This is a genomic window from Aureimonas sp. Leaf324 (assembly GCF_001423245.1).
Classification (GTDB): domain Bacteria; phylum Pseudomonadota; class Alphaproteobacteria; order Rhizobiales; family Rhizobiaceae; genus Aureimonas.
The window spans coordinates 228,844-245,481 of record NZ_LMOH01000001.1 but is presented as its reverse complement, the minus strand read 5'-3'; the positions used below and the strand labels follow the sequence as shown (position 1 = coordinate 245,481).

Sequence of the window (16,638 nt, the reverse complement as noted above, 5' to 3'; positions counted from 1 at the left end):
GCGCTGGCCACCAAGGGTCAGAACACGAATTCGCGCGGCTTGGCGAAGCCGGGAAGAGCCGGGATATGGCAGTTGAAGGCGAAGCGGTCGGAAATGATTCCGTCCTCCTTCGTGTAGAGCTTCGCCATGCCGGAAGCGCCGGACCGCTCGACCACGACAAGGCGCCCGCGATCCTTCAGCTGGTCGATATGCGCCTTCGGAAGCGCTTCGACCGATCCCTCGAAGACGATGACGTCGTAGGGGGCCTCGCCCGCCCAGCCGTCCTTCAGCGGGCCGGTGACCACCGCGACGTTGACGATCCCGAGCGCGTCGAAGGCCTTGGTTGCCTTGGCCGCGAGATCGGCATCCTCCTCCAGCGCGACGATCGAGCTGGCGAGATGGGAAAGGACGGCCGACGAATAGCCCGTGCCGCAACCGACATCGAGCACCACGTCCTGTGGCAGGATTTCGGCCAGCTGGATCAGCTTGGCCAGCGGCGACGGCGAAATCAGCGCGCGACCATTGCCGAGCGGAATATCAGAATCGATGTAGGCCAGCGGCTTGCGCTCGTCGGGCACGAACGCCTCGCGCGGGACGCTGAGGAAGGCGCGCAGCGTCTCGTGCGACGTCACGTCGGTCGTGCGAATCTGGTTGTCCACCATCTTCACGCGGGCGGCAGCGAAATCCATGTCAGGCCTCGGATCGATTGCTTGACCCATCCCATATTCGCCGCCCCGCTGGCTGACAAGCGGAAGCACCCTCATCGAAGGAAAGCGGACGAATGAGATTTCGGAGGGGAGCGACGCCGTCCGAAGCCGGACGTCCGGTGCTGGAGGCCTCGCCGGGAATCGAACCCGGGTGCAAGGATTTGCAGTCCTCTGCGTCACCACTCCGCCACGAGGCCTCAACGGCGCGCTAGGTACGTGGAGCCGGGCGTTTGCGCAAGCCCCGAGCGCACCATTTGACGGCCGTTCCCGGAATGGCTGGACGTCGCGGCGCTTCGGCCTTTCCAATCGTCGATCGAAGGTCATGTGTCGAACCGTTGACGCCCGGATGCGTTTGGCACGGCACCCCTGCCGTTCTGCCACCATCAAGCCCGTGACGGACCCATGCTCCAGAATAAACAGATCCTGTTGGTCGAAGACGATTTCCTGATTGCCCGCCCCCTGGCCGAGAAGCTGGAGGATGCCGGCGCGACCGTCATCGGCCCGGCCGCGACCATCGAGGAATCGATCGCCCTGATCGCCCGCATCCCGGACATCGACGCCGCGCTCATGGACGTCAATCTCGCTGGCGAGATGAGCTATCCCGTCGCCTACGATCTGGTTCGTCGCGGCGTGCCGTTCGTGTTTCTGACGGCCTACGATCCGTCACTCGTTGCCGCGCGCTTTCGCGACGTGCCGGTGTTTGCCAAGCCGGTGGAGTTCGAGCGCGTCATGGAGGCGTTGCAGGCGCTGACGGACCGCCAGACGCCGCCGAACTGAACGCGCGAACTCGAGAAGCGCCGTGGACTAGAAGCTGAAGTTGCCGCCGAGCAACACGATGTTCAGCCCGGCCAACCAGATCACGCTGGACAAGAGGCACCCCAGCGTCATGCCGCGCGCAGCACTGAGCGGCTCTCTCGTATGGTTCGTCATGTCCCGTCCCCTCCGCCTGGCGTTCTTCTTATCGGAACGTCCGTTGCTGCCGAGTGTATGGAACATGGGATTTCTGGCAATCCCGGATTTGCGGGAAGCAGACAATTTGACGCAAATTGTTTGCGTCACCGGGCAATTCCCCACGGGGGTTGCACGACTCGCATAGCGGCCTTGCGTCATGTTGCATTGCAATACGCCGTATCGACAGCCATCTTGATCTTGTCAACACCAACTGGAGACAAGACAATGAGCATCACCCGTCGCCTGCGTGCCGCGCTTCGCGCCCCGTCACATGAAGAACGCGCCCTCGCCTACCTGAACGAGTCGACGTCGCTGGCCGACCTCGAGCGTCGCGAGCGCGAGATCGACTCCGGGCGCTTCCGCCAGAACCGCCACGCGTTCTGACGGCGTCGTACCGCAATGACCTTTGCGAACTGAGCGGCGAGGCGAACAACAGCCTGCCGCTCTCCCTGTTGCCATCACAGGCAACCGGACGTCTCGACGATCAGCATTTCAAGATGATTTGTGGCTCCCCGGGCCGGATTCGAACCAGCGACCGATCGATTAACAGTCGATTGCTCTACCACTGAGCTACCGGGGAAAAGTTCGCCCTGCGAACGAGGGTGCGTATACCCACGGGTTCGCGGTTTGCCAAGTGGGTCTGGCATTTTCGGCGAAAAAATCTTGCCCGCCTCGGTTCGAACGAGGTTGTCCGTCACGCCCTTCGGCATCACATCCTCCGCATCGGCGGATCAGGCAAGGGCGTATGGGCAGCGTGCAGGAAACGGCAGCGAAACGGCGCGAGTTCTTCCGGCTTCGCGGGCACACGGTCCACATCCTCGGACGCAAGTTCCGGCTGCCCGCCAACCGCGCGGCGCGAATGGCGGTCGGAATCGGCTTCATCATCGGCGGGTTCCTGGCCTTCCTGCCCGTCTTCGGAATCTGGATGCTGCCGCTCGGCCTCCTGATCCTTTCGATCGATCTCGCCTTCGTGCGCCGCTGGCGTCGAAGGGCCGACGTGAAGTGGGGACGCCGCCGCCGACGCAAGGTCGCCGACGACTGAGCGGCCCCCTCGCCTTTACGGCGCGAAAGGCTTATGACTCTTTCGAACACAACGGTGGTCCTGCATTCGCAGACCGCCGTTTCTTCTGTTGCATGCCCGTCGGCGGCCGTTCCATCCGGCAACATGGGCCTTGTTTCCTTTCGGCATCGCATCCGACGCGAGGGCCGCGCCCGCAAGGGCCGAACACTCCAAGGACGATCCGCTTGGCCTTTCCCCCCATTCATCCGGCTCTCGCTCGCGCCCTCGAAGGCCGCGACTACAAGGACCCCACCCCTGTCCAGAAGAGCGTGGTCGAAGCCGCCGCGGACAGCCGCGATCTTCTCGTCTCCGCGCAGACCGGCTCGGGCAAGACGGTCGCCTACGGCCTTGCCATGGGTCAGACGCTTCTGGAGGGACGAGACACGCTCGGCGAGGCCGGCAATCCGCTCGGCTTGATCATTGCGCCGACGCGCGAACTGGCTCTTCAGGTGAGCGACGAACTCCGCTGGCTGTTCGCCGATGCGGGAGCCCGGATCGTGACCTGCGTCGGCGGCATGGATGCCCGGACCGAGCAGAAGGCGCTGTTCCGCGGCGCGCACCTCGTGGTGGGTACGCCGGGCCGCCTGCGCGACCATCTGGAGCGCGGCAATCTGCGGACGCAGGACCTGCAGGTCGCAGTCCTCGACGAAGCCGACGAGATGCTGAACCTCGGCTTCCGCGAGGATCTCGAATTCATTCTCGAGGCGACCCCGGCGGAGCGGCGAACGCTGCTGTTCTCGGCCACCCTGCCCAAGCCGATCGTCGCGCTGACCAAGCGATACCAGACGAATGCGCTGCGCATCGAGGTCGCCAACCAGAGTTCCAGCCATTCGGACATCGAGTACCGCGCCATCCGTGTCGCGCCGACCGAGGTCGAGCACGCGGTCGTCAATCTCCTGCGTCAGGCCGAGTCGCCGACCGCGATCGTCTTCTGCAACACGCGCGAGCAGGTCCGCCACCTCCACACCGGTCTTCTCGACCGCGGGTTCGGCGCCGTGTCGCTCTCGGGCGAACTCGGTCAGGCGGAGCGCAATCAGGCTCTCCAGGCGCTGCGTGACGGCCGCTCGCGCGTGTGCGTCGCGACCGACGTCGCGGCGCGCGGCATCGACCTGCCGAACCTCGGGCTCGTGATCCACGCCGAACTGCCGAACGATGCCGAAACGCTTCAGCATCGGAGCGGGCGCACGGGACGCGCCGGCCGCAAGGGCGTCTCGGTCTTGCTCGTGCCGCTGTCGAAGCGCCGCAAGGCCGATCGCCTGCTGACGGACGCGAAAATCCGCCCGGTCTGGAGCGCTCCGCCGTCGGCCGACGAGATCCGCGCGCTCGACCGCGACCGGCTGCTGACCGACCCGCTGTTCACCGAGGAAGCGGGCGACGACGATCTCGCGACCGCGGGCGTCCTCGTCGAACGCTTCTCGCCGATGGAGATCGCGTCCGCCTTCGCGCGGCTCTATCGCCAGAAGCTGCCGGCGCCCGAGGACATCTACGATCCGGGTCCGGGCCGCGACGACAAGGCGGGCCGCAAGGCCAACGCCGAGCCGCGCAGCCGCCGGGACGGGGAGCGTGAAGAAGGCGGCGCTCGCCATGCGATCGGACCGGCTGTCTGGTTCCACCTCGACATCGGGCGTCGCAACAATGCCGACCCGAAATGGCTGTTGCCGCTCCTTTGCCGCCGCGGCAAGGTCACGCGCGAAGATATCGGCGCGATCCGCATCTTCGACAAGGAAACGAAGGTCGAGATCCGCGCCGACGCCGCAGAGCGATTCGCCTCGGCCGCGCAGGGCAGCGACGACGATATCACCGTGACCCGAATGGAAGGCGGCGCTCCCCCCGCCGGTCGCGATCGCGACGGCGGCAACGGCGGACGCCCGCCTCGCGCACAGAAGGCCTTTGCGCGGCAGGCGGACAGCGATGCCCCGCGCAGGGGTCCGCCGAAGTTCGGTGCCAAGGGTCCCGGAAAAGGCGGCGGCAAGCCAAGCCGTCCCGGGAAGCCTCGTCGCGCGGACTGATCGGTCCGCCGCAGACGCGAAACTGACACCGGGCGGCGAGATCCTCCGCCCCGTGTCGCAGGCCCTCAGCCGCAGATCGCCGAATTGAGGTGCGCCGAAGAGGCCGCTCCGCCCTGACGATACCGGTATTCGACCTCCTGCACTTCGCCGCGGCGGAACGCGGAATACCAGAGGCTGCAACGCTCGCTGCGCTCGCTATCCCGCAGGAGGTGGAGATCGACCCGCTCGTCGGCGACGAATTCGAGGGTCACCTTGTGACCGTCGAACCCGACCCCTTCGAGAATTGAGCCGTCCGCCTGGGGGGTCGGCAGGCTGGAGCGAAGATCGCCGATCAGCGTGCTCGCCGTCCCGACGGGACCGTACAGTCCGCTGGCGTCGAGTTCGCGAATGAGGAGCGCGGAGGCCGTCAGGCTGACGCCTGCGAGACCGGCAAGATGGAGTTTGCGGTTGCGAAACGCTTGCACGGCGATTCTCCAGCAGCGGAGCGATTGCGGTTGAAACGTTTCAATACGGAAGATGTTGCAATGCGGTGAAGACGGACTAACCGTCGCGGCTAAACTTATCCACACCCATGATCTGCGCATGTCGCATCCGCAGGCGATTGCGCCTCGCGTCGGTCAGGTCAGGCGCGCAATGCGGGCACGATACGCCGTCCTCGTATCGCGGATCGGCGCGATCGTCGGGCGAGAGCGGGCTGCCGCAGCCGAAGCAGGATTGCCAGTCCGCCGGCTGCACCGCCGACCCGACGGCCGTGCGGTTGTCGAAGACGTAGCAGTCCCCCTGCCACAGGCTCTCGTCCGCCGGAACGACCTCGAGATACTTGAGGATGCCCCCCTTCAGGTGCCGCACGTCCTCGAAGCCGTGGGCGAGCAGGTAGCTCGACGCCTTCTCGCAGCGGACTCCACCGGTACAGAACATCGCGATCCTGCGATGGCGCTCGGGATCGAGCTGACGCTCGGCGAAATCCTTGAACTCCGTGAAGCTCTCGATGCGAGGGTCTACCGCATGGTCGAAGGTGCCGACGCGGGTCTCGTAGACATTGCGCGTGTCGAGGACGAGCGTTTCGGGATCGCTGATCAGCGCGTTCCAGTCCTCCGGTTCGACATAGGTGCCGACCTGCCGCGTCGGATCGGCTTCCGGCGCGCGCATGGTGATGATTTCCGGGCGCACGCGGATGCGCAGGCGCGCGAACGGCTGCTCCGCAGCCTCGGAGAACTTGACCTCGCCTCGGCGGATGCCGAAATCGCGGTCGAGACGATCGAGAATGGCATCGACGCCGGCTCTCTCACCGGCAATCGTGCCGTTGATCCCTTCCGGTGCCACCAGGATGGTCCCGCAGATCGCTTCACGGGTACAGAGATCAAGAAGCGCCTCGCGCAGGCCGGCCGGGTCGGGAACAGGCACGAAACGGTAGAGGGCGGCAATGGTCCAGATCATGTCCGCCGCTATATCGCGAAGCCACGAAGATGGCCAAGCCGCATCGCGTGGCGAAGGGAATCGCATGCGGGAAGCGTCATGAGCCTCGATCTGAACCGACACTTCGATCCGCAGCACGGGACACCGGTTCCCGTCGAGGACGCCGTCGTGCGGATCACGGCGCCGAACTCCGGCCCGATGACCTTTCACGGAACGAACAGCTACCTGATCGGACAGGAGTGTCTGATCGTCGTCGATCCCGGACCGGACGATCCCGCCCACTTCCGAGCGCTGATGGCCGGGATCGGCGGGCGTCCGGTGGATGCGATCCTGGTAACGCACACCCACCTCGATCATTCGGCGCTGGCGACGCGTCTCGCGCAGGAGACGTCGGCCCCCCTCGCCGCTCAAGGACCGCATCGCACCGCCCGGCCGCTCCTCGACGGCGAAATCAATTTGCTGGATGCCGCGTCCGATCTCGCGTTCACGCCCGATATCGTCCTGCACGACAACGCCGAGACGCGATTCGGCGAGACGGTGATACGGGGCCTCCATACGCCCGGTCACACCGGCAATCACATGGCCTTCGCGCTGGAGGGCACGGGCATCCTCTTTTCGGGCGATCACGTCATGGCCTGGGCGACGAGCGTGGTCGCGCCGCCCGACGGTTCCATGTCCGACTACATGCGCTCACTCGACCGGCTGCTGGAACGCTCGGATCGTCGCTATTTGCCCGGCCATGGCGGACCGGTCGACAATCCGGCCGCGTTCGTGCGGGGCCTGCGCGCCCATCGGCGGATGCGAGAGAGCGCGGTTCTGGAGAAGGTCCGTGCGGGCCTGTCGACCGTGCCGGAGATGGTGGCGGCGATCTATCACACGACCGACCGGCGGCTGCACGGCGCGGCAGGGCTGTCCGTTCTGGCGCATCTCGAAAGCCTGATCGAGCGAGAGCTGGTGGCGCTCGACGGCCCCTTCGGGCTGACGAGCCGATACTGTCCGGCCTGACCGGGCCTATTCCTCCTGGACGATGCCTTCGGCGGCGCGCATCGCCTCGTCGACGCCGTTCAGAAAGGCAACGATGATCCGCCGATTCTGCCCGAGGTCCCGGTCGAGGTCGCGCGAGGCGGAGCGCATGTCGATGAAGGTCTGTGCCCCTTCCTCGGCGATGCGGATCGTCACATCGCTCGGGAATGCGAAGATCGGGGCATAGGCGACGGCCTGGATGGTGTATTCGCGGGCATCCTTCAACGCGAAGCGATCCTGCGGCTCCGCGGCGATGCTGCCGCGCAGCGTGGGGATCGGCACCGCGACCGTGCCGCTGACGCCGAGGTCCTCGCTGTCGCGCGGCGGCGTCAGGCTGCTCTGCACGTCGGTGATCTCGATGCCTTCCTGCTCGAGCGCGGTCCGGGCCGCCTCGTAGACCATGGAGGCGGTCGCCTGATAGTCGCGCCCTGCCAGCACCGATTCGGGCGAGCCCGACGCCGTGGCCACGGGCGCCAGCGCCGCGTCGACCAGCCCGGCGGTCTCGGCGCTCGCCCCTTCCGGGAACTGACGATACAGGAACGCCGCCCCTGCGAACGGCAGAAGGGCGAGAGCGGCGATGACGAGAGCCGAAACGGCCCGGCCTCCGCCGATGGCGCCGCGTCGCCAGACCTTGACGATCGAAGCGAGCGCCAGGAGCAGGCCGAGCGCGGCAAGTCCGCCCGCCAGAAGCAGCGTCCAGGACAGGTCCTGCAGGTTAAGGAGGCGCAGGCGGAACAGGACGATGCCGACCGGAATGAGCGCGACCGCGAAGGCCACGAAGCTCCACGCCCAACCGGCCGTGCGGGCCCGCGTCCTGATGTAGTGTCCGGCCAAGTCGTTCTGCTCCGGTACCTGCCGCGGTGATCCTAGCGCAGCTGCGCGGTCGGCGACATGGGGGCGGGAATACGGATCAATGCCGTCCGCGGGTCTTGGGCGCCGCGGCGGCCCGCAGCGCGCGCTCGAAACGGATCGCCGCCTGCGCGGCCGCCAGGCGCGCGATCGGCACGCGGTACGGCGAGCACGACACATAGTCGAGGCCCGTGCGCTCGAAGAAGGCGATGGAGTTGGGATCGCCGCCCTGCTCGCCGCAGACCCCGAGCGAGATATCCGGGCGCGTCCGCCGCGCCTTCTCGACGCCCATCGCGATGAGCTCGCCGACGCCTTCGATATCGAGCGACTGGAACGGGTCGCGCTCGATGATGCCCTGTCGCTCGTAGGTCGACAGGAAATTGGCCGCATCGTCGCGGGAGATGCCGTAAACGGTCTGGGTCAGATCGTTGGTGCCGAAGGAGAAGAAGTCGGCGACCTCCGCGATCGTGTCGGCGCGCACGATCGCGCGCGGCAGTTCGATCATGGTGCCGACGAGATAGTCGACGCTCTTGCCGCGCTCCTGCTTCACCAGTTCGGCGATCAGCTCGATCCGGGCCTTCACGAAGTCGAGCTCGCGGCGCAGCCCGACCAGGGGCACCATGATCTCCGGAACCACGGCCTTGCCCTTGCGCTCGCCCGCTTCGATCGCCGCTTCGAAGATCGCGCGCGCCTGCATCTCGACGATCTCCGGATGCGAGATCGCAAGGCGGCAGCCGCGGTGGCCGAGCATGGGATTGAATTCGTGGAGCGCCTCGATCCGCTCGGCGACGACGGCCGGGCTCATGCTGAGCATGACAGCGGTCTCGGCGATCTCCTGCTCGCCCTTCGGCAGGAACTCGTGGAGCGGCGGATCGAGCAGGCGGATCGTGACGGGCATGCCCGCCATGATCTCGAATAGTTCGATGAAGTCGGAGCGCTGGATCGGCAGGAGGCGCTCGAGCGCCGCGCGACGCCCCGCCTCGTCGGATGCTAGGATCATCTCGCGCATCATGGAGATGCGCTCGCCCTCGAAGAACATGTGCTCGGTGCGGCAGAGGCCGATGCCCTCCGCCCCGAAGGCCCGTGCGGCGCGCGCCTCGGCCGGCGTTTCCGCGTTCGTGCGCACTCCCATGCGCCGCGCGCGGTCCGCAAACGACATCAGCGTCGCGAAGTCGCCCGTCAGCGACGGACGCTTCAGCTTCGGCGAGCCGAGAATGACCTCACCGGACGTCCCGTCGATCGTGATCGGGTCGCCGGCGCGCAGCGTCCGGCCGAGAGCGATGACGGTCCCGGCCTCCTGATTGATGCGGATGGATCCGGCGCCGGTCACGCAAGGCTTGCCGATGCCGCGCGCCACCACGGCCGCGTGGCTCGTCGTGCCGCCGCGCACCGTCAGCACGCCTTCGGTCACGTGCATCCCGTGCACATCCTCCGGCAAGGTCTCGTTGCGCACCAGAATGGTCTTGCGCCCTTCCGCCGCCATCGCGATCGCCTGCTCCGACGAGAACACGATCGCACCGCTGGCGGCGCCGGGCGAGGCCGGCATGCCCTTGGCGATGACGAGGATCTCCTCGCCGCGCTCGATGGTCGGATGAAGGAGCTGGTCCAGCGACGACGGCTCGATCCGCAGAAGCGCATCCTCTTCGGCGATCTGTCCTTCCCGAACCATTTCGACCGCGATGCGGATCGCCTCGGCGACGTTCCGGCGCGCGATGCGGGACTGGAGGAAAAACAGTTCGCCATCGCCGACCATGAAGTCGACCTCGGTGGCGTCGCCGACGTGGGCCTCGATCCGGCGCACGTATTCCGTCAGCACGCCGAGGTCGGCGGGAAACAGCTCCGGCTCGGCGTCGACGCGCGCGAGGCTGAGCGGTTCGGTGATGCCGGCCGGTCCCGCGCCGTCGCGGTTGCCGAAGACGAACTCGCCGGTGAGCCGCGGCTCGCCGGTCTTCAGATCGCGCGACAGCGCTCGTCCCGTACCCGACTTCTCGCCGCGCTCGTTGAAGATCATGGAATGGACGGTGATCGCGACGCCGGCATTTTCGGAGATGCCGTGCGCCAGGCGGAAAGCTCGCGCCACGGGTCCGCGCCAGCTGGCGAAACTCGCTTCGATCACCCGATAGAGCTGTTCGAGCGGAGTCTGAGGCATCGGGCTGCCGACCTCCTCCTCGACGAACCGCAGGTAAGCCGCGATCAGCGCGCGCCAGTCGACCAGCGAATGAGGCTCGTCGCCCCCCCAGCCCGCGCGTGCGCGCTCGGTCTCGGCGACCTCCTCGAAGTCGCTGGAATCGACCGCATGAATGAGGTTGCAATAGCTTTCGATGAACCGGCGGTAGGCGCGAAAGGCAAAGCCGACATCGCCGAGTTCGCGGGCCAGAAGCTCGACGGTGCGGCTGTTGAGGCCGAGATCCAGGACCGAATCGGCCAGTCCCGGCATGACCGCCCGGGCGCTCGTGCGGACCGCCAGGAGCAGCGGCTTCTGCGCGCCGTCGAGCGTGCGGCCCGTGACGCGCTCCAACCACTCGATCGCCGCAAGAACCTCGTTGCGGATCGCCGGCGGCAGCGTCTCGCTGCCCTCGGCCTCGCGCCAAGCCGAGGTCGAGATCGTGAACCCCGGCGGAACCGGCAGGTCGAGCGAGGCCAGAAGCGCGAGGTTCGAGCCCTTCAGCCCAAGCGCCTCTGCCGGATCCGCAGTGCGGTCCGCCGTTCCACGCATGAACGTGAACAGTCTCTTGGCCATGGAAAACCGGCGCCGTCGCAGCTCGAAGGAGCGATATGTGAACTCTAGGCGTCAGACATAAGTCAAACCGACGCCTCCGCCAATTGCTGCACTGCAAAAGTTTTGCGCCCGGCACGATCCCGGCCGGGCGCGCGGTCGGTCCGTCAGAGGTGCTTCTCGATCACCGCCGCCATCTCGTCGGCCGAGAGGGCCCCGGCATACTTGTCGCCGTTGACAAAGAAGGTCGGCGTCGCGTTGACGCCGAACTCGTTCTGGCCGGCGGCCTGGACGGCGACGACCTTGCCCTGCAGGTCGGTGTCCTTGAGGCACGCGGCGAACTGGTCCTGCGTCATGCCGGCCAGCTGCGCGATCTTGAGAAGCGCGGCGGAGGCGTTCTCGGCGCCTGCCCATTCGCGCTGCTGATCGAACAGGACATCGACCATCGCGGTGCGCTTGTCGTCGCCGGCGCAGCGCGCCAGCATGAAGGCGCCGAGCGCGCGCGGATCGAACGGGAACTCGCGCAGGATCAGCTTGGCCTTGCCCGTGTCGAGGTAGTCCGCCTTGATCTTTGGATAGGTCTCGGAATGGAAGTCGCGGCAGTGGCTGCAGGTCATCGACGCGTATTCGATGATCGTCACCGGCGCATCGGCCTTGCCGATGATGATGTCCGGCAGGGCCTGCGGCGCCATCAGCTTGGCGACGTCCACCGTGCCCTCGGGTGCCGGGGCCGTCGCGGCGGACGGGTTGGTCTGCGCGGCGGCGGCGGGTGCTGCCGGAGCGGCCGCCGGGGTCTCGGACTGCGCGAAGGCGGGCGCCATGCTCCCGAGGGCGATCCCGGCGGTCAGGAAGCCGGCGAAGAGCGCGCGGGCGCCTGGGTTGGAGGTCCGGTTGCGGGTCGAGGAGACGAGCATCGAGTGATCAGCCTTTCGCAGAAGCCATGATTCGGTTTCGCTTATGGCACGTAGGCGGTCAAATGTGGCGATCCCACGTACGGAGCCACGCCGATCCTGCCGCGTCACGCAGTGTTGCGCGCCTCAGCGCTTGTCGCGGTCGCGCGCGGCGGCATTGCGCCGGAGCACGCTCTCGCCGAGGCGCTCCAACGCCCGGCGAAGGGCATCGCTCTCGATCCGTGCGGTGGCGTCGCGGATCGTCTCGCGGTGGGAGGCGGTCAGGGGTCCGACGGCCGGCTTGCGGTTCGGGCGAACCTGTCGCACCGCGCGCTGGACGATCTTGATCCGGTCGACCGCGCGGTAGCCAAAATAGTCGTTGACGCGGCTGAGGATCGTCTCGACCTCGTGCTGCAGGCGAAGCGCGAACGCTCCCTCGCAGGCGATGACGAGGGTCGCCGGCAGCGCCGTCTCGTCGCCATACCCTTTGGGCCAGACGAGCTTCTCGGGCCGGCACCCCTCCTCCAGCCGAGGGCCTACGATTTCGGGCCAGGCACCGATGAGATCGAGCGACATGCCGGCCTTGCGCGCCACCACGGGCTCGACCAACTGCGATACGAGATCGCCGATCGGGCGAGCCGCGCGACCCGGTCCCTTCGGCGAGGCGGGCTTCATGCCACCCTTGCCCTCGCCGCGCCGAAGGGCCGCGCGCGGCGAAGCTCGGTGAGGATGACGGCCATGCTCGCGAAGACGATCAGCACCATCCATTCGTTCAAAAGCACGCCGTGGAAAAGGCCGAAGATGACCGTGAAGGCGACGAGCGTGATGCTCGCGTCGCGGACCAGCGGGTCGGCGGAGCGGCGCAGCGCGTTCGCCAAGAAAGCCGCCATCGCCCCCACCATCAGCGCGACACCGACGAGCCCGCTCGAGAGGGCCTCGTCGAGAACGACATTGTGCAGGTGCTGGTATCGCAGGATTTCCCGTTCATTGGGTCCGGCTTCGGCCGCGACGCGCTCCATGCGAGCCGTACCGCCGACGCCTATGAGCGGATTCTTTGCGAGGACCCGGACGGCCGACGACCACATGGCCATGCGGGTATCGACCGAGCCGACCGCCAGTCCCGTCGCCTCGTAGGCTTCGATTTCCGTCACGCCCGACTCGACGCGGTCGAGGAGAAAACCGCCGACCGGCACGACCGCGAGCATCGCCGCCGCGACCACGGCAACGAGCGCGAGCGCCCCGCGCCGTCCGCTAGCGCGAAGGCGCGGCATCGCGCGGCGGAGATCGAGAACGGCGACCACGACGAAAAGGAACATGGCCGCCCGCGTGCCGCTGAGGACGATCGGGACGGTCGCGAGGTAGGTCCAGACCCGTCCATCCGGCAGGAAGCGCAACCGGTTCCCCGTCGGCAGGCGGGCCGCAATGGCGCACGCGCCAACGACGAAGGCGAAGATCGCCTCGTTCTTGCCGAGCCCGACCCGGGCACCGGTCATCGCGTAGTCGATCGGCGCGAGGATCACGAGGGCGATGACGCCGATCCGGGCACCCCAGGCCAGCGAATGCGCGGGATGGCGGACGAGACCGAGACCCAGCGGCAGAAGCGCGCAAGCAAACTCCAGACCCGCGTAGGACAGGACGCGGTTGCCGTCGAGCGGCTCGCCGCGCGCGAGGCTGAGACCGATCTGCCAGATTGCCCAGGCCGCGAGCATCCCTGTGAAGGCGATCGGCATGCCGCGCCAGCTGCGCGGACGGGCGAGGCCGAGGTAAAGGCCGCAGACGGCGAAGGACAGGAACACCACCTTGCCGACCGAGATCAGCAGGGAAAGGCACGCCATGCCGATGGCGAGCGCCAGCGGGTCCCAACGCCTGCGGTGGAGGAGAAGCGCTCCGATCGTCATCGCGAACGCTCCGCCGCGAGCGCATAAGCGATGCGTCGGACGAGTTCGCCGGTACGGAACAGAAGCGTCGGCAACCGGCGCCACGGCTTGAGTTTCCGGGCGCCATATCGCCCACCGACCTCGATCTGACTGGTCTTCGAGCGCGGGCTGAAGGTCACGAGATCGTCCCAGATGTCGAAGGTCCGAACCTCCGTGTCCCATCCCCGCTCCAGCGCCACGTCGAACGGCAAGGACATGGGCTTCAGGGCTTCCGCGAGCTTCGAAGCGGCCGAGCGACGAACGATGTAGGCCGCCGCGCTGCCGGTCGGGCCGTGATAGGCGGCCGACATCGCGCGCCCCTCGACCAGCGCCCGCAGGCGGCGGCGCGACGGGCGGCGGTGATGGGCGAAGCGCACGAGGTCCCAGTCGTCCCGCGACGCAAGGTCCGCCAGCACGGCCGTCATTTCGGGTCGGGGGCGAACGTCGTCCTCGAACACGACACCCGCCTCGGCCGGTCCGGCGGCGATCGCCTCGATCGCGCGGAGATGGCTGAGATAGCAGCCGTACTCGCCTGCGGCCGGCCGCTTGCCGTGTCGTCGCAGGAAGCGGGGCGTATCCAGCAGGCCGCGCTCGGCCTCGGGGATCGCCTTTCCATCGACGCCGGGGATCCGTATCACGTCGATGCCCGCCGCGGCCATGTCGGCGCGAATGTCCGCAAGACGCTCCGGCGACCGGTCGAGATTGATGACGAAGAAATCGATACGCACGATACCGGCCCGAACGAGGGGCGATGAAGGCCCGGAAGGGCGGTTGGATGGACGCCGCCCGGAGCGAAGTCAACCCGACCGGGCCGATGGCCACTTCGCGGCGGCGTTGCTCGACTGGTACGACCGCCATGCCCGTGCCCTGCCCTGGCGCGTCGCCCCCGCCGACCTTCAGGCCGGCATCCGCCCCGATCCGTATCTCGTCTGGATGTCGGAGATCATGCTGCAGCAGACCACCGTCGCGGCGGTGAAAAGCTACTTCGCGGCCTTCACCGAGCGCTGGCCGACCGTCGAAGCGCTGGCGGCCGCGGAAGATGCCGAGGTGATGGGTGCCTGGGCGGGGCTCGGCTATTATGCGCGAGCCCGCAACCTCCTCGCCTGTGCCCGCGCGGTGGCGGGCGAGCGGAGCGGCCGTTTCCCCGAGACCGCCGCGGAGCTTCGTACTCTGCCGGGCGTCGGCGAATACACCTCCGCCGCCATTGCCGCGATCGCCTTCGACGAGCCGGCGGCGGTGATCGACGGCAACATCGAACGCATCACGACGCGCATCGCCTGCATCGAAACGCCCCTGCCCGCCGCCCGCAAGCCGATCCGGGCGCTCGTTCAGGAACTGACGCCGCAGAGGAGACCGGGCGATTTCGCGCAGGCTATGATGGATCTCGGCGCGACGATCTGTACGCCGCGCAAGCCGGCCTGCGTCCTCTGCCCCGTGACCGATCACTGCGAGGCGCGCCGGCTGGGCCGGCAGGAGGAGTTTCCGGTCAAGGCGGCGAAGGGTGCGAAGCCCGCCCGCGTTGGCGCCGCCTTCGTCCTGCGCCGACCGGCAGATGGTGCGGTCTGGCTGCGCCGCCGCCCGGCCGCCGGTCTGCTGGGCGGCATGAGCGAGCCGCCGACGACGGCGTGGACGTCACGTGGCGACGGCGCGACCGGTGTCGAGGCCGCGCCCGTCGCCGGCGACTGGCATCTCGCCGGCTTCGTGCCGCACGGCTTCACCCATTTCGATCTGACGCTCGAAGTCTGGCTCGCCAATCGGGCGGACGATCCGCCGATCGACGGCTGGTGGGCCTCTCCCGCCAGCCTTGCTGCCGAAGCCCTGCCGACCTTGATGCGCCGGGTGCTGGAGCGCGCCGGAGTGGCTTAAGCCGGCGCACCCGCCATCTGGTCGCGCACGATCTGGCGAAGCTCGTCGATGACGCGCAACCGCCCGTTCTCTCGCACGTGCCAGAAGGTCCAGCCGTTGCAGGCGTCGAGACCCTGCACCTTCGCGCCGATGCGATGGATCGAGGCCGCGTCGCCGCCGACCGCGATGGTGCCGTCGGCGCGAACGTTCGCCCGCCAGCGTCCCTTGGCATCGGTCAGCTCGGTTCCGGGCGTCACCAGACCGGACTCGACGAGGCTCGCGAAGGGCACGCGCGGCTCGGCGCGCTTTCCGGCGGCGACGCGAAGCACGTCGGCCCCCAGAGGCTCGACCGAGAGGATGCGGTCGGTCGCCGCCTCGATGTAGTCGTCCTCGCGTTCGATCCCGACGAAGTTGCGCCCGAGCCGCTTGGCGACCGCGCCCGTCGTGCCCGTGCCGAAGAACGGGTCGAGGATCGTGTCGCCAGGCTTCGTCGAGGACAGGATGACGCGCGCCAACAGCGCTTCCGGCTTCTGCGTCGGATGGACCTTCTGCCCGTCGTCGTCCCTCAGCCGCTCGCCGCCCGAGCAGATCGGGAAAAGCCAGTCGGACCGCATCTGCGTGTCGTCGTTGGCCGCCTTCATCGCATCGTAGTTGAACGTGTAGGCCTTCGCGTCGGCGTTCTTCGACGCCCAGATCATCGTCTCGTGGGCGTTCTGGAACCGCCGGCCGCGGAAGTTCGGCATCGGGTTGGTCTTGCGCCAGACGACGTCGTTCAGGATCCAGAAGCCGAGGTCCTGCATGATCGCGCCGACGCGGAAGATGTTGTGGTAGGAGCCGATCACCCAGATCGTTCCGTTCGGCTTGAGGAGCCGCCGCGCCGCCAGCAGCCAGGCGCGGGTGAAGGCGTCGTAGGCGGCGAAGCTTTCGAACTGGTCCCAGGCGTCGTCCACCGCATCGACCTTCGACTGGTCGGGCCGGTGGAGATCGCCGCCGAGCTGAAGGTTGTACGGCGGATCGGCGAAGATCGCGTCGACCGACTTCTCGGGCAACGCCGCCATGCGCGAAACGCAGTCGCCCTTGATGATGGTGTTTAACCATTCGGGCTTGGCGGAAAGCTCGACGGGAAGACGGTGCAGGGTCTGCAGTTTCGACATCGGGCTACCTTGGACTCGGGACTGAACTCAGAGCCGCATGGTTACCGAACGAGCTTAATGATCGGTGAAGCCGGGGCGGGTGTTCAGCCCGCCGACCCTGTGCTACCGGGTCCGCGTCTCCCC

The 16,638-nt window shown here is 67.6% G+C and carries 17 protein-coding genes and 2 tRNA genes; 6 read left to right on the top strand and 13 right to left on the bottom strand.

Features of this window, described 5'->3' with window-relative positions; genetic code table 11:
* Positions 1-17: 17 nt before the first annotated feature.
* Positions 18-668, bottom strand: a complete 651-nt coding sequence (locus tag ASF65_RS01260) for a protein-L-isoaspartate O-methyltransferase (protein ID WP_055883961.1) — start codon at positions 666-668, stop codon at positions 18-20.
* A gap of 141 nt (positions 669-809) precedes the next feature.
* Positions 810-883 (bottom strand) — tRNA-Cys (locus tag ASF65_RS01255).
* A gap of 205 nt (positions 884-1,088) precedes the next feature.
* Here ASF65_RS01255 and ASF65_RS01250 point away from each other — a divergent pair.
* On the top strand, positions 1,089-1,463 hold the full coding sequence (locus ASF65_RS01250; RefSeq protein ID WP_055883956.1) for a response regulator: 375 nt from the start codon (positions 1,089-1,091) through the stop codon (positions 1,461-1,463).
* A 27-nt stretch (positions 1,464-1,490) separates the two neighbouring features.
* Here the strand turns inward: ASF65_RS01250 and ASF65_RS22220 are convergent, their stop codons facing one another.
* Positions 1,491-1,616, bottom strand: a complete 126-nt coding sequence (locus tag ASF65_RS22220; protein ID WP_280137605.1) for a hypothetical protein — start codon at positions 1,614-1,616, stop codon at positions 1,491-1,493.
* A gap of 246 nt (positions 1,617-1,862) precedes the next feature.
* On the opposite strand from ASF65_RS22220, the gene ASF65_RS21160 reads away from it, so the two are divergent.
* Positions 1,863-2,021, top strand: a complete 159-nt coding sequence (locus ASF65_RS21160; protein ID WP_156369118.1) for a DUF3563 family protein — start codon at positions 1,863-1,865, stop codon at positions 2,019-2,021.
* A 121-nt stretch (positions 2,022-2,142) separates the two neighbouring features.
* Here ASF65_RS21160 and ASF65_RS01245 read toward each other — a convergent pair.
* Positions 2,143-2,217: transfer RNA gene (locus ASF65_RS01245), tRNA-Asn, on the bottom strand.
* Between the two features lie 165 nt (positions 2,218-2,382).
* Between ASF65_RS01245 and ASF65_RS01240 the strand changes: the two genes are divergently transcribed.
* Together ASF65_RS01240 and ASF65_RS01235 are read left to right on the top strand one after the other, a co-directional pair.
* The gene (locus ASF65_RS01240; protein ID WP_244486522.1) at positions 2,383-2,679 is read left to right on the top strand and encodes a hypothetical protein; all 297 of its coding nucleotides are present in this window, start codon (positions 2,383-2,385) and stop codon (positions 2,677-2,679) included.
* 203 nt (positions 2,680-2,882) lie between these two features.
* Positions 2,883-4,706 carry a DEAD/DEAH box helicase gene (locus tag ASF65_RS01235; RefSeq protein WP_082505091.1) on the top strand — a complete coding sequence of 608 codons (1,824 nt, stop codon included), beginning with the start codon at positions 2,883-2,885 and terminating at the stop codon, positions 4,704-4,706.
* Positions 4,707-4,771: 65 nt separating this feature from the next.
* Here ASF65_RS01235 and ASF65_RS01230 read toward each other — a convergent pair whose 3' ends face one another.
* Positions 4,772-5,170, bottom strand: coding sequence for a hypothetical protein (locus ASF65_RS01230; RefSeq protein WP_055883953.1), 399 nt, complete (start codon positions 5,168-5,170; stop codon positions 4,772-4,774).
* A gap of 76 nt (positions 5,171-5,246) precedes the next feature.
* On the bottom strand, positions 5,247-6,143 hold the full coding sequence (locus ASF65_RS01225; protein ID WP_055883951.1) for a rhodanese-related sulfurtransferase: 897 nt from the start codon (positions 6,141-6,143) through the stop codon (positions 5,247-5,249).
* 78 nt (positions 6,144-6,221) lie between these two features.
* Between ASF65_RS01225 and ASF65_RS01220 the strand changes: the two genes are divergently transcribed.
* Positions 6,222-7,127, top strand: a complete 906-nt coding sequence (locus ASF65_RS01220; protein ID WP_055883948.1) for an MBL fold metallo-hydrolase — start codon at positions 6,222-6,224, stop codon at positions 7,125-7,127.
* Between the two features lie 6 nt (positions 7,128-7,133).
* Here ASF65_RS01220 and ASF65_RS01215 read toward each other — a convergent pair whose 3' ends face one another.
* The 6 genes from ASF65_RS01215 to ASF65_RS01190 all read right to left on the bottom strand — a co-directional run bounded on the left by ASF65_RS01215 (position 7,134) and on the right by ASF65_RS01190 (position 14,244).
* Entirely contained in the window at positions 7,134-7,979 is an 846-nt protein-coding gene (locus ASF65_RS01215) for a DUF1499 domain-containing protein (RefSeq protein WP_162239437.1), read from the bottom strand.
* A 76-nt stretch (positions 7,980-8,055) separates the two neighbouring features.
* A complete protein-coding gene (ppdK, locus tag ASF65_RS01210; protein ID WP_055883940.1) occupies positions 8,056-10,734 on the bottom strand; it encodes a pyruvate, phosphate dikinase in 2,679 nt (892 codons plus the stop codon).
* A 143-nt stretch (positions 10,735-10,877) separates the two neighbouring features.
* Entirely contained in the window at positions 10,878-11,624 is a 747-nt protein-coding gene (locus tag ASF65_RS01205) for a DsbA family protein (RefSeq protein ID WP_082505089.1), read from the bottom strand.
* A gap of 123 nt (positions 11,625-11,747) precedes the next feature.
* Complete coding sequence (locus ASF65_RS01200) at positions 11,748-12,275, bottom strand: DciA family protein (RefSeq protein WP_055883937.1); 528 nt, start codon at positions 12,273-12,275, stop codon at positions 11,748-11,750.
* A complete protein-coding gene (locus ASF65_RS01195; protein ID WP_055883934.1) occupies positions 12,272-13,498 on the bottom strand; it encodes an O-antigen ligase family protein in 1,227 nt (408 codons plus the stop codon). The genes ASF65_RS01200 and ASF65_RS01195 overlap by 4 nt, the downstream gene beginning before the upstream one ends.
* Positions 13,495-14,244 carry a glycosyltransferase family 25 protein gene (locus tag ASF65_RS01190; protein ID WP_055883931.1) on the bottom strand — a complete coding sequence of 250 codons (750 nt, stop codon included), beginning with the start codon at positions 14,242-14,244 and terminating at the stop codon, positions 13,495-13,497. The genes ASF65_RS01195 and ASF65_RS01190 overlap by 4 nt, the downstream gene beginning before the upstream one ends.
* A gap of 43 nt (positions 14,245-14,287) precedes the next feature.
* Between ASF65_RS01190 and mutY the strand changes: the two genes are divergently transcribed.
* On the top strand, positions 14,288-15,382 hold the full coding sequence (mutY, locus tag ASF65_RS01185) for an A/G-specific adenine glycosylase (protein WP_055883928.1): 1,095 nt from the start codon (positions 14,288-14,290) through the stop codon (positions 15,380-15,382).
* Here mutY and ASF65_RS01180 read toward each other — a convergent pair.
* Positions 15,379-16,515 carry a site-specific DNA-methyltransferase gene (locus ASF65_RS01180; protein ID WP_055883926.1) on the bottom strand — a complete coding sequence of 379 codons (1,137 nt, stop codon included), beginning with the start codon at positions 16,513-16,515 and terminating at the stop codon, positions 15,379-15,381. The two genes, mutY and ASF65_RS01180, sit on opposite strands and share 4 nt — an antisense overlap.
* Positions 16,516-16,638 lie beyond the last annotated feature (123 nt).

Bases quoted from the DNA above. Each gene is read 5' to 3' on its own strand.
- ASF65_RS01260 (WP_055883961.1), bottom strand. From the start codon at position 668: ATGGATTTCGCTGCCGCCCGCGTGAAGATGGTGGACAACCAGATTCGC.
- ASF65_RS01250 (WP_055883956.1), top strand. From the start codon at position 1,089: ATGCTCCAGAATAAACAGATCCTGTTGGTCGAAGACGATTTCCTGATT.
- ASF65_RS22220 (WP_280137605.1), bottom strand. From the start codon at position 1,616: ATGACGAACCATACGAGAGAGCCGCTCAGTGCTGCGCGCGGCATGACG.
- ASF65_RS21160 (WP_156369118.1), top strand. From the start codon at position 1,863: ATGAGCATCACCCGTCGCCTGCGTGCCGCGCTTCGCGCCCCGTCACAT.
- ASF65_RS01240 (WP_244486522.1), top strand. From the start codon at position 2,383: ATGGGCAGCGTGCAGGAAACGGCAGCGAAACGGCGCGAGTTCTTCCGG.
- ASF65_RS01225 (WP_055883951.1), bottom strand. From the start codon at position 6,143: ATGATCTGGACCATTGCCGCCCTCTACCGTTTCGTGCCTGTTCCCGAC.
- ASF65_RS01220 (WP_055883948.1), top strand. From the start codon at position 6,222: ATGAGCCTCGATCTGAACCGACACTTCGATCCGCAGCACGGGACACCG.
- ppdK (WP_055883940.1), bottom strand. From the start codon at position 10,734: ATGGCCAAGAGACTGTTCACGTTCATGCGTGGAACGGCGGACCGCACT.
- ASF65_RS01205 (WP_082505089.1), bottom strand. From the start codon at position 11,624: ATGCTCGTCTCCTCGACCCGCAACCGGACCTCCAACCCAGGCGCCCGC.
- ASF65_RS01200 (WP_055883937.1), bottom strand. From the start codon at position 12,275: ATGAAGCCCGCCTCGCCGAAGGGACCGGGTCGCGCGGCTCGCCCGATC.
- ASF65_RS01195 (WP_055883934.1), bottom strand. From the start codon at position 13,498: ATGACGATCGGAGCGCTTCTCCTCCACCGCAGGCGTTGGGACCCGCTG.
- ASF65_RS01180 (WP_055883926.1), bottom strand. From the start codon at position 16,515: ATGTCGAAACTGCAGACCCTGCACCGTCTTCCCGTCGAGCTTTCCGCC.